This is a genomic window from Xanthomonas sp. SS, assembly GCF_014236835.1.
Lineage (GTDB): Bacteria > Pseudomonadota > Gammaproteobacteria > Xanthomonadales > Xanthomonadaceae > Xanthomonas_A.
In genome coordinates, this window is sequence record NZ_CP051190.1 from 840,386 (window position 1) to 852,022 (window position 11,637).

General features: G+C 69.4%; 9 protein-coding genes. 3 read left to right on the forward strand and 6 right to left on the reverse strand.

Annotated features, from left to right (window positions below; genetic code table 11):
- Nucleotides 1-5 precede the first annotated feature (5 nt).
- Complete coding sequence (hslU, locus tag HEP74_RS03640; protein WP_185815225.1) at nt 6-1,373, forward strand: ATP-dependent protease ATPase subunit HslU; 1,368 nt, start codon at nt 6-8, stop codon at nt 1,371-1,373.
- A gap of 174 nt (nt 1,374-1,547) precedes the next feature.
- Here the strand turns inward: hslU and metF are convergent, their stop codons facing one another.
- Together metF and HEP74_RS03650 are read right to left on the reverse strand one after the other, a co-directional pair.
- Nucleotides 1,548-2,372 (reverse strand): methylenetetrahydrofolate reductase [NAD(P)H], encoded by an 825-nt coding sequence (gene metF, locus HEP74_RS03645; RefSeq protein ID WP_185815226.1) that lies wholly within the window; start codon nt 2,370-2,372, stop codon nt 1,548-1,550.
- Between the two features lie 154 nt (nt 2,373-2,526).
- Nucleotides 2,527-3,954, reverse strand: a complete 1,428-nt coding sequence (locus tag HEP74_RS03650) for an alpha-amylase family protein (RefSeq protein ID WP_185815227.1) — start codon at nt 3,952-3,954, stop codon at nt 2,527-2,529.
- A 521-nt stretch (nt 3,955-4,475) separates the two neighbouring features.
- On the opposite strand from HEP74_RS03650, the gene HEP74_RS03655 reads away from it, so the two are divergent.
- Together HEP74_RS03655 and HEP74_RS03660 are read left to right on the forward strand one after the other, a co-directional pair.
- The gene (locus tag HEP74_RS03655) at nt 4,476-5,396 is read left to right on the forward strand and encodes a M14 family metallopeptidase (protein WP_185815228.1); all 921 of its coding nucleotides are present in this window, start codon (nt 4,476-4,478) and stop codon (nt 5,394-5,396) included.
- Between the two features lie 320 nt (nt 5,397-5,716).
- Nucleotides 5,717-6,274: a DUF3228 family protein gene (locus HEP74_RS03660; RefSeq protein ID WP_185815229.1), complete on the forward strand. Its 558-nt coding sequence runs from the start codon at nt 5,717-5,719 to the stop codon at nt 6,272-6,274.
- An 85-nt stretch (nt 6,275-6,359) separates the two neighbouring features.
- Here the strand turns inward: HEP74_RS03660 and HEP74_RS03665 are convergent, their stop codons facing one another.
- From HEP74_RS03665 to HEP74_RS03680, 4 genes are read right to left on the reverse strand one after another with little or no spacing between them, the layout of a single operon-like run.
- Nucleotides 6,360-8,204 (reverse strand): NPCBM/NEW2 domain-containing protein, encoded by a 1,845-nt coding sequence (locus tag HEP74_RS03665; protein WP_185815230.1) that lies wholly within the window; start codon nt 8,202-8,204, stop codon nt 6,360-6,362.
- Between the two features lie 43 nt (nt 8,205-8,247).
- On the reverse strand, nt 8,248-9,195 hold the full coding sequence (locus tag HEP74_RS03670; RefSeq protein WP_185815231.1) for an N-acetylglucosamine kinase: 948 nt from the start codon (nt 9,193-9,195) through the stop codon (nt 8,248-8,250).
- Nucleotides 9,192-10,352 carry an SIS domain-containing protein gene (locus tag HEP74_RS03675; RefSeq protein WP_185815232.1) on the reverse strand — a complete coding sequence of 387 codons (1,161 nt, stop codon included), beginning with the start codon at nt 10,350-10,352 and terminating at the stop codon, nt 9,192-9,194. Before HEP74_RS03675 ends, HEP74_RS03670 begins: the two co-directional genes overlap by 4 nt.
- Nucleotides 10,339-11,628: a D-tagatose-bisphosphate aldolase, class II, non-catalytic subunit gene (locus HEP74_RS03680; RefSeq protein ID WP_185815233.1), complete on the reverse strand. Its 1,290-nt coding sequence runs from the start codon at nt 11,626-11,628 to the stop codon at nt 10,339-10,341. The genes HEP74_RS03675 and HEP74_RS03680 overlap by 14 nt, the downstream gene beginning before the upstream one ends.
- Nucleotides 11,629-11,637 lie beyond the last annotated feature (9 nt).

Sequence of the window (11,637 nt, forward strand, 5' to 3'; positions counted from 1 at the left end):
CCCCAATGCCCAATCCCGACACCTCAACCATGACCCCGCGCGAAATCGTGCAGGAGCTGGACCGCCACATCGTCGGCCAGCACGACGCCAAGCGCGCGGTGGCGATCGCGCTGCGCAACCGCTGGCGGCGCATGCAGCTGCCCGATGCGCTGCGCAACGAAGTGATGCCCAAGAACATCCTGATGATCGGCCCCACCGGCGTCGGCAAGACCGAAATCGCGCGGCGCCTGGCGACGCTGGCCAATGCGCCGTTCGTCAAGGTCGAGGCGACGCGCTTCACCGAGGTCGGCTACGTCGGCAAGGACGTGGAGCAGATCGTGCGCGACCTGGCCGACACCGCGGTCAAGCTGTATCGCGAGCAGGCCAAGGTGCGCGTGCGCACGCAGGCCGAGGAACGCGCCGAAGACCGCATCCTCGACGCGCTGCTGCCGCGGCGCAGCGCCGGCATCGGCTTCGATCCGGAAGCCGCGCGCAACGAGCCCTCGGCGCAGGACAACGACACCCGCAGCAAGTTCCGGCGCATGCTGCGCGCCGGCGAACTGGACGAGCGCGAGATCGAGCTGGACGTGGCGGTCAACGTCAGCATGGACATCATGACCCCGCCGGGCATGGAGGAAATGGGCCAGCAGCTGCGGCAGATGTTCTCCAACCTGGGCGGCAGCAAGTCGCAGTCGCGCAAGCTGACGATCAAGGCGGCGCGGCCGCTGCTGATCGAGGAAGAGGCCGGCAAGCTGGTCAACGAGGAAGACGTGCGCGCCGCGGCGATCGAGGCCTGCGAGCAGCACGGCATCGTGTTCATCGACGAGATCGACAAGGTCGCCAAGCGCGGCGAGGCGGGATCGTCCGGCGGCGACGTGTCGCGCGAAGGCGTGCAGCGCGACCTGCTGCCGCTGGTCGAAGGCTCCAACGTCAGCACCAAGTACGGCACGGTCAAGACCGACCATATTCTGTTCATCGCCTCCGGCGCGTTCCACCTGGCCAAGCCCAGCGACCTGATCCCTGAGCTGCAGGGCCGCTTCCCGATCCGGGTCGAGCTGTCCGCGCTGTCCAAAGACGATTTCATCCGCATCCTCACCGAGCCGAAGGCGGCGCTGAGCAAACAGTACGAAGCGCTGCTGCTGACCGAAGGCGTGACCCTGAGCTTCACCGAGGATGCGATCGACCGCCTCGCCGAGATCGCGTTCCTGGTCAACGAGCGCCAGGAGAACATCGGCGCGCGGCGCCTGCACACGGTGCTCGAGCGCCTGCTCGATACCTTGAGCTTTGAGGCGCCGGATCGCGACGGGCAGAGCGTCGTGGTCGATGCCGCCTACGTCAACACGCACCTGGGTGAGCTGGTGCAGGATCCGGATCTGAGTCGTTACATCCTGTAACTCCGGGCTGCCGACTGGGCGCAGGCGAGCCTGCGCCGCAGTGCGCACAAATATTTGCTTGCGGTCGGTAAAGTTGTGGGAGCGACTTCAGTCCCGACGCTATTCACTATCGCGATGCCTGCGGCTTCGACGATTACCGCAGAAGCCGCAGGCACGCGCTCCGGGAGCGGGCGCTCACGCCAGGCGCGACAGCACGCTGACGGTGGGCTTGGCCAGATTGAGCGTGTAGAAGTGCAGCGACGGCGCGCCGCCGGCGAGCAGGCGTTCGCACAGCGCCGCGACCAGGTCGGCGCCGAACTCGCGGATCGCGTCGGCATCGTCGCCCAGGGCCTGCATGCGCTTGCCGATCCAGCGCGGGATCTCCGCGCCGCATTGCTCGGAGAAACGCCGCAGCTGGCTGAAATTGGAGATCGGCATGATCCCCGGCACGATCGGGATCTGCACGCCGAGCTTGCGCACCGCATCGACGAAATGGAAATACGCGTCGGCGTTGTAGAAGTACTGGGTGATCGCGCCATCGGCGCCGGCGTCGACCTTGGCCTTGAAGTGGCGCAGGTCGCTCAGTGCGTCGCTGGCCTGCGGGTGCGTCTCCGGATACGCACCGACCTCCAGATGGAAGGCGTCGCCGTGCTCGGCGCGGATGAAGGCGATCAGGTCCGCGGCGTAGCGCAGGTCGCCGGGGTGGCCCATGCCCGAGGGCAGATCACCGCGCAGCGCGACCAGGCGCCGGCAGCCGATCGCGCGGTACAGCTTGAGCAGCTCGCGGATCTCTTCGCGGCTGCCGCCGACGCAGGACAGATGCGGCGCCGCATCGAAGCCGTGGTGCTGCTTGAGGTGGCGCACCGTCTCGGAGGTGTAGCTCAGCGTCGAGCCGCCAGCGCCGAAGGTGCACGACACGTACTCCGGTGCGTAGGTCTTCAGGCGCGCGGCGGTGCGGTCCAGCTGCGCACGCTGTTCGTCGGTCTTGGGCGGGTAGAACTCGAAACTGATGGCGGTCATGGGCGCGGCGCGTCAGGTGATTGACAGAGTATATCTCTTCATCCGGATGGATGTGCGGTCAAAGCCGGTCCCGGTTGTCCGCCGGCCGGCGCGAGCTGCGGCACAGCTGCGCGGCAGCGGACGCCGCCACACGGCTACGCAAGGCGCGCCAGGATCAGCGCTTCCACATCCGCGCCTGCCGCGGCGGCAGGTTGAAGGTGTAGCTGCTGCTGGAAATGCGCACCACGCTGCCCGAGCCGAGCGCGTCGCTGTAGTCCACGTTCCAGCGCAGCACGCTGCCGCTCATCGCCACCGTGGCGTTGACCGCGGTGCCGCACTTGTTGATGCCGACGATGCCCAGGTCGCCGCGGCGGAACAGCAGGTGGCAGGCGTCGTGCGACAGCACCTGCATGTCGCTGCCCTGCGCTGCGTTGTGGAAACCGATCATGCGCTTGAGGTCGTCGCGCTGATAGGCGTCCACCCAGCGGTTGTCGCCGCTCTCGTTGTTGTCCGAGTACACCATCGGCACGCCGCCGTTGCGGCCGAGCAGATAGGCGTAGGCCAGGGTCTCGTCGACCGGGTCGAGGATCGCGTAGCGGAAGCCGGCGTTGTTCGGGATGTCGTGGGTAACCGCGAAGGTCACCGCGCGCGCGCGCGGCAGGGCCTGGCCGTAGGCGCCCGGATCGACCAGCAGCTCCATGCTGCCGCCGTAGGCGAAGGCGTTGCGGATCGAGTTGAACAGCGGGAAATCGTAGGCCGCATGCGGCGTCGCCTGCAGGTAGGGCGCCAGGAACTGGTCGTAGTCGGCATTGCCGGCGCCGCCGCCGGTGATGACTTCGCCGAACACGTGCACGCCGGAACGGATGCCCGAATCCAGCACGCGGTTGAGGTGGTCGAAGGTCATGTGCTTGGCCGCGTCGATGCGGAAGCCGGTGACGCCCAGCGCCTTCAATGCCTGCAGATAGTTGCGTTCCTGCTGCACCCCCCAGTCGTTGCCGACCAGGTCGGGCAGGCCCGGATCGCTGCCGCCGCCGCAGATGCGGTAGGTACGAACCTGGTAGGCGTCGCTGTAGTCGGTGATGCATTGCGCCGGGCCGAAATCGCCGCCACTGAGGAAATTCACTGACAGGTCGCCGAACAGCCGCAGCGATGCGTAACGCGACGGATCGGCGGCGTACTGCGACAGCACCGCGCTGCCCGGATAGTTCAGGTCCGAACGCGTCGCCGCCTCGTTGGCCATGTGGTTGAGGACCACGTCGGCATAGGTTTCCACGCCGACATCGGCCAGCGCCTGCACCATGCTGGCGAAGTCCTCGGTGTCGCCGAGCGGGTTGTCGATCACGCGCATGTCCTGTGGCTGGTAGCGCGCCCACCAGGCGCTGCCCTGCGAGCGATACGCCGGCGCCACCATCACCTTGCGATAGCCGGCGGCGGCGATCTGCGCCGCGCGCGCTTCCACGGTGGCGTAGGGCCAGTTGAACGCGTGCAGGATGACATCGGCCTGGGCGCTGGCGGTGACCAGGGTCAGCAGCAGGCCGACGAGGAACAGGCGCCAGCGGTGCGGGCGCGGTGGGACGATCGGAGCGGCGGGCAGGTCGCGCATCACACGGGTCTCCTTGGTGGAAGTGCGCAGGCGAAGCGTCTGCGCGTGTGGGCTGCATCCCGCGGCGGCAGCGGCGCAGGGAGGCAGCGGTGAGCGATGCTAAGCGCGCATCGCGGCGCAACATGGGTGCGCTACATACGTATTCATTGTAGTGCCGGTCGAAAGCGGGATCGGTATCCGGTTCTCTGGTGTCGGCTGCGCGTGATGGCGCTGCGTTTCTTCGTGGCCTGTTAGGCAGGCGGATAGGTTTGCGTGCTGTCCGGCGAATGCAGTGCGCTGTTCCCGATGGGTCGCGCCGCACATCGCGGCAAGCTTGGAGATGCGATTGACTGCATGCATTCGGTCGCACGCGTGGTCCTTGGCGGTCGCGCGGCATGTTGCGATCGATGCGGCGCCGGCGGCCACGCACGTCAACGCAGACGTGCGTTGTCTCCCGCGCCGATCCACGCTGCGCTGCGCAAGGCAACCAGGTTTTTCCGATGCTAAAGTCACTCGCATCACCTTTACACGTGGACTGCACCATGACACTCGATGCCTTCTATCCCATCGGTACGCCCGGCACGCCATGGGGGCCGGCGGAAAAAGCGGCCTGGCTCTCGCGGCAGCGCCGGCAGCGCAGCTACCAGGCGGACGTCGTGGCGGCGATCGAGCGCCTGAGTGAGCGTTGGGATGTCGTCGAATACGGCGTGCTGGCGTATGCCGAAGACCGTTATCCGCTGCTGGTGCTGCGTAGCCGCGGATGGGACGACACGCTGCCGTGCATGCTGGTGACTGGTGGCGTGCATGGCTACGAAACCAGCGGCGTGCATGGCGCGCTGCAGTTCGCCGAAGGCCACGCGGGCGAGTACGCCGGGCGTGCCAACCTGCTGGTGGCGCCGTGCGTGAGTGCATGGGCCTACGAACGGATCCATCGCTGGAACGCGGACGCGATCGATCCGAACCGGTCGTTCCGCGACGGCAGCCCGGCGCAGGAATCGGCGGCGCTGCTGCGGCTCGTCGCGCCGCTGCGTGGGCGGATTGCGATGCACATCGACCTGCACGAGACCACCGACAGCGACGAGTCCGAATTCCGGCCGGCGCTGGCCGCGCGCGACGGTGTCGCCTACGAGCCCGATGGCATTCCGGACGGTTTCTACCTGGTCGACGACAGCGAGAACCCGCAGCCGGCGTTCCAGCAGGCGGTGATCGCGGCGGTGGAGCAGGTGACGCATATCGCGCCGGCCGATGCCGAGGGCAAGATCATCGGCTCGCCGGTGGTGGCGCATGGCGTCATCCGCTACCCGATGAAGAAGCTTGGGTTGTGCGCGGGCATCAGCGACGCGCGCTACACCACGACCACCGAGGTCTACCCCGACAGTCCCAGCGCCACGCCCGAGCAGTGCAATGCCGCACAGGTGGCGGCGGTTCGTGCCGCGATCGACTACGCGTTGGCGCATCCGTAGCCGGTGCCGCCTGCGTGATGGAATGCGCGGTGGTTTGTTCGTGCGGGATGCGCGCCGGGCAGTGCAGTACTGGCCCGCGTCGATGCCAAGTCCGACACCGCCCCATGACGGTCTTCTGTTCTTCATAGCAGGGGTTTCAACCCCGACGTCTTGCCGATAAAGCGTCGCAGTTGAAACTCCTCCTGCAGAAGCACGGGCAAAAATGCGGTGGCGATCGGAATCGATGCCTTGCCGACCGCCGCATGGCCATGCAGTTGTCCACGGTGTCCATCGCCTGCCGAGCACGCTACGCTAGCTCGCTCCTCGTGCCCGCAGCCGCCATGTCCATCGTCCTTACCCCCTTCGCCCGTACCCGCCTGTTCCCGCGCGACGCGCGCCGCAACGCGATCCAGGACTGCACGCCGGAACAGTTCGAGCGCCAGCTCAACGACGCCACGCCGCTGCGGGTGCTGGACGGCTACGCGCCGTTCTGCAAGTTGCACGTGCATCCCAACTGGACGTCCACCCGCTGCCTGACGGTGCCGATCACCGAGGCCAATCGCCACCTGCTGCGCTCCGGCTACGAAGCGCGCAGCAGGGAGGAACTGCCGGTGCTGGTGCGCTGGTTCGAAGGCGTCGAGCCGGCGGTCGCCGCGTACCTGCTGCCGATCCTCTACAGCCGCGAGCAATTGGCGCGCGAGGGCGCACCGATCGAGGCCGAATGGGGGGTGGTCGGCTGCCTCTATACCGCCGAGCCGCAGGAGATCCCGATGGCGCCGATCACCATGCTGCGCAACGCGCTGGGTGTGGAGGAAGGCGGCTCGGGTGTGGCGCTGGACCGCGAGGCGTACCGGCGCAGCGTGGCGTTCTGGGAGCGCAATGCGAACTGGCGGCCGTAGCCGCGTAGCGGCGTCGCCTTAGCGAGCGAGTGCCCGATTGCAGCGTGACCCGCCGTCGACGGGCGCGAGCTCGTCGTTTGCGCTCTCAGCGCAGCACGGGATTCGCCCAGACCACCAGCGGCGGCAACGCGCCGGCCGGCACTGCGTCGGCAGCGGCGACCAACTCGAGCACGCCGACGTTGCCGATCGGCAGTTCGACGGCCAGTGCCGCATCGCCGCTGCGCATCGGCGCGCTTTCGTACAGGAGCCTGGCGTCGCCGTAGATGCGGAACACGGTGGTGCCGGTGCCGCGCGCGGCGCTTTCCTGCAGCCCGAGCGATGTGCTGAACCTGGAGAACTCGCCGCGGGTGAGGATCTCCAGGCGCGAGTCGGCATGGGCGCCGATGCCGTATGCGTATGCGCTGCCGGCGATCTTCAGCGGCTGGCCATAGGGCGTGACATCGGCGCGCGGGGTGCCGGAGGCGGCGTCCAGCGCGGTGGCGTAGGTCGGCAGGCCGTCGGCGGCTACATGGATGCGCCCGGTCATTTCGCTCAGCAGCGTCGCGTCCGCTTCCACCGGCGCGCCCTTGACCTTGAGCATCACTGCTGCATGCGGCGCCAGGGCATAGCGCAGCGGGCCCTGATGCGACGGCAGGTCGCGGCGGCGCCACAGATCGCGCACCGCCAATGGCGTGCCCGCGGCCAGCTTCATCTGTCGCGCATCGACCTGCGCCACGGCCGCGGTGTCGCCGCGATTGAACAGCAGCACGGCGCGTTCGCCGCGCGCCGACAGCGGCTTGACCAGCACCTGCACCGGCGCAGCGTCGACCACCAGCGTAGCCTGGTTGCCGGCCGCATCCTGGTTGACCGCGATCACCTCGGGATTGCGCAACAGTTCGATCAGCGGATCCGGTGCGCGGGTCAGGTCGAACCCCAGCAGCAGCGGTGCGGACAGCATCGCCCACAGCGAGAAATGGGTGCGCGCTTCGGTCAGGTGCGCGGCGTCGAACGCGCCCAGGCCGACCGCCAGCATGTCCGGATCGTTCCAGCGGCCCGGGCCGGCGTACAGTTCGCGCCGCGAGGCCGAATCGAAGTTGTGCAGCATGCTGTCCCAGGTCGGCTCGATGTCCGGGCTGGTGCGCCACAGGTGGCCGTAGCTGCCGCCCCAGTCGCGCACGCCGGCCTCGCCCCAGGGGCAGATCGACAGCACGTAGTCGTTGTCGGGATTCAACGCGGCCAGCAGCCGGCCGATGCGCGCGTAGTGCGTTTCCACCGCATCGCGGTCGCTGCGCACGGCTTCGCCGCGCACGATCAGCGGGCGCAACGCGCGCTGGCCGGATTCGCGCACCGGCACGCTGTCGGCGGCGAAGTCGGCCAGGCCGCAGGCGTCCACCTTCAGGTAGTCGAAGCCCCAGTTCTGGAACATGGTCTTCAGGTCCGAGGCTTCGAAGCCCTGCAAGCCGATCTCGCGCTCGGCCACGCTGCCCACCGGCAGGTTGGGGCTGGTGCGGTCGAACGCCTGCGAGCAGGCGTTGCGTCCGGCGTCGGTGTACAGGCCGGCCTTGAAGCCGCGGGCATGCAATCCATCTGTCCAGGCACGGAAGCTGGTGCCGCCGTCGCCGGTGCTGGCGATGGGAAACATGGAGGTGCGGATGGCGATCTCGCCGCTGGCGCGGCGCTGCAACCACCAGCCGTCGTCGATGTTGATATAGCGGTAGCCGGCCTGCTGCAGGCCGCGGCGCTGGATGGCGTCGACCACCGACAGGATCCGCGCCTGGTCGACGTCGGTGCGGAAGGCGTTCCACGGATTCCAGCCCATCGGTGGGGTAGCGGCCGCGCCGTGGCCGTACACGCTGAAGCGGCCGCTGGGTTGCAGGGCGTCGTGGCGCTGCGCAGCGCTCGCGGCGACGGCGGTGGTGCAGAGCAGGGCGGCCAGCAGCGGGCGTTTCATCGGCGTGTCCTTGGCGGGCGCGGTCGGCGTCCGCGGCGATGCTTCAGCGGGAGGGAATGGCGGCCAGTTGCCGCGCGTAGAGCGCGGCCCCGTAGTGCGGGGCGTGCAAGGGCGCGCGCAGTTCGAAATCGCGAGCGGCCGCGTCCAGCGCCAGCCGCAACGGGCGCATCAACAGCTCGCCGGCGCTGAACGCGCCACCGGAATACGACACCGGCACCGGCTCGCCGGCTGCGAATCCGAGCGCGCCGCGCAGCGCCACCGCGATCGCCGCCAGTTCCTGGCCTGCGCGCTCGAAGATCGCCGTGGCCACCGCGTCGCCCGCCTGCGCGGCGCGCGAGACCAACGGCGACAGCCTGGCCAAGTCGCCGCGGCTGCCGACGCCTTCGCCGTAGACGTGCGCGCAGATGTCCAGGTCGTGCGCGCCCAGTTGGAAATGCTCGCGCAGCAGCGCATGCAGCGGACCGCGCGGCAGGCGCCCGTCGCTCATGCGCGAGAACGCGTTCAGGCCCTGCATCGCGATCCAGTAGGCCGAGCCTTCGTCGGAGAACGCCTCGCCCCAGCCGCCGCAGCGCGCGGCGGCGGCGCCGCGCCGGCCGTAGCCCATCGAGCCGGTGCCGGCGATGATGTTGATGCCGTCGGCGCAGGCCAGCGAACCGGCCCAGCCGCACACCATGTCGTTGTCGCAGGCGTAGCGGTCGTGGCCCAGCACCTGTGCCGGAATGCCCTGCAGCGCGGCGGTGGCGCGGCTGTCCTCGCCGTAGGCGGGCAGCCCGAAGAAGGCCTGCGCGACATCGGCCGGGACGCGCTGCAACTGGCCGAGGACCTGGCCGATGCCGTCCGCCAAGGTGTCGCGCACGCCGTCCAGGCCCACCTGCGGGTGATAGGTGGCGCCCAGCTGCGCCTCGGCCAGCAGCGCGCCGCTGGCGTCGATCGCGGCGAAGCGGGTCTTGCTGCCGCCGCCGTCGACGCCGAGGTAGAGCGCTGCGCTCATGCGTCCAACGCGTACAGACGTACGCCCTGTACGACGCGGTTGACCACCCCGGACGGATTCGGATTGTCCGGGGTCACGCCCATCGCGCGCGCGGTCAGGAACGCGAACAGCTGCGCGGCGGCGATGTACGGCCACAGCAGGTCAGCGTCCGCGGCCGCGTGCATGCCGGCAACCGCGAGCGTGTCCGCCTCCAGGCCCGGGCGCGGCTGCGCGGTGATCTCGACGATGCGTGCGGCGCAGCCATCGCGGCGCAGTTCGTCGAGCAGGTCGTGATCGTAGCGGCGCGTATAGGGATCGTTGGACACGAACACCAGCACCAGCGTGCGCGCGTTGACGAAGGTCTTCGGCCCGTGGCGAAACCCCAGCGGCGAGTCGTAGCAGGTGGCCACCGCACCGTTAGTGAGTTCGCCGAGCTTGAGCGTGGCCTCGCGCGCCAGGCCTTGCAGCAGGCCGCTGCCCAGGTACACCACGCGCTCGAAGCCGCCGCGCGCGAGCGTTTCCAGCAACGGCCGCGCGTGCAGCAGCACCGCGTCGACGGCGCGGCCGATCGGGCCGATGCGGGCATCGAGCGCACCGGCCGGCAGCAGTGCCGCCAGGGTCGCGTACATCATGCAGCTGAAGCTGGAGGTCATCGCGAAGCTGACGTCGTGGGTTTCCTGCGGCAGCAGCAGGGTCATGGCCCTGGCCACCGGCGCGCGCGCCAGCGCGCCGTCGCGGTTGCAGGTCACTACCAGGTGGCGCACGTCGGCGACCAGCGCTTCGGCCAGGTCCACCGCGGCCAGGCTCTCGGGGCTGTTGCCGGAGCGGCCGAAGGAGATCAGCAGCAGCGGCTGCGCCGGGTCCAGGTACAGCTGCGGCGCGCAGACGATGTCGGTGGTGGGCACCGCGTCCACGCGCGCGGCCAGCACGCGGTCCAGCAGCGGCGCCAGGCACTGGCCGATGTAGGCGGAGGTGCCCGCGCCGGTAAGGATCACCCGCGCGCGCGGGTCGTCGGCGATCGGTGCGGCGAAGGCCTGCAGCTGCGCATGCAGTTCGGCGACCAGCGCGTGGGTGCGTTCGAGCATGCGCGGCTGCTGCGCGATCTCGCGCGCGGTCCACAGCGCGCCGCTCGCGTGCAGTTCGGATTCGGCAATGCCGAGGGCATCAGGAGGGGTCATGGGCATGGCATGCATGGTGATAGTCGTCGAGAACGGCACTGACGTGGGCCATGACCAGGGACTGCGGATCGCGCGTCGCGGTCCCGGTACGGATGGCGTGCAATGCGTGGGGGAGATACTGGCCGAGGAGCGGCAGTGGCGGCGGATCGGCGCGCAGGTTGTCGAACAGGCGCATGCGCGCCTGCTCGATCTGCGCATCCGGCCAGTAGTAGCGGATGCGGTCGCTGAGGCTGTATTGCAGGTCGATGGCCAGGCCGCGGCCCTGCCCGTGGTAATAGCGCTGCCAGTGGCCGGGGGCGGCCCGCATGCGGCGCACGGTCACCTCGCGCAGGTTGGCGCGCTGGGTGGCGTCGATCCATTCGCGTTCGATGGCGTCCAGCGCCCACAGCGCTTCGCGCAGGGCAAAGGTCAAGCCGGGGCCGACCTTGAGGATGGCGAAGTGGTCGCGCACCAGCGCGTCCAGCGCCGCGCGCGTCTGGTAGTCGGTGGAGTGCGCTTCGAACACCATGCCCGGCACGGCGGTCACCGCCTGGCTCAGGTCGCGCGCCTTGCCGCTGTCGTAGTCGATGACGGCGTGATGGTCGAATTCCACGCCCGGTTGCACTACCGAGGCGATGACCCGGGCCCAGGCATCGCCCAGCCCGGCCTGCGCGAACGCGCTGCGGTGCGCTTCGATGGTGGCCAGCGCCGCGTCCGGCGTGGTCAGCGCCAGGCCGTCGATCGCTTCGGTGGCGCCGCCGGGCACCGGCACTTCGGTGCCGATCACGTACACCGGCGCTTCGCCGCCCGCCTGCGCCCACGCGTCTTCGGCGGCGCGGCACAGGCGCACCGCGCGGCGCACGATCTCCGCTTCGGGCAGCGGCTCGGGATCGTCGCTGCAGGCCATCGAGCAGTCCAGGTGGATCTTGCGGAAACCGGCGGCGACGTATGCGGCCACCATGACCTCGGCCTTGTCCATCGCTGCGGCGGCGTCCAGCGCCGTCCACGGGTTGGGACCGAGATGGTCGCCGCCCAGCGCGATGCGGCCGCGCTCGAAGCCGACCCGGTCGGCGATGGCGTACACGAACGCGACGAAGTCGGCCGGGCGCATGCCGGTGTAGCCGCCGTCCTGGTTGACCTGGTTGCAGGTCGCCTCGAACAGCACCAGCGGCTGGCCGTTGCGCTGCGCATGGCGCAGCCCGGCTTCGACGACGAGGGGATGGGCCGAGCAGATCGAGGTCACGCCGATGGCGTGGCCTTGCCGATGCCGCGCGATCAGGTCGAGCAGAGCGTGCATGGAAAATCC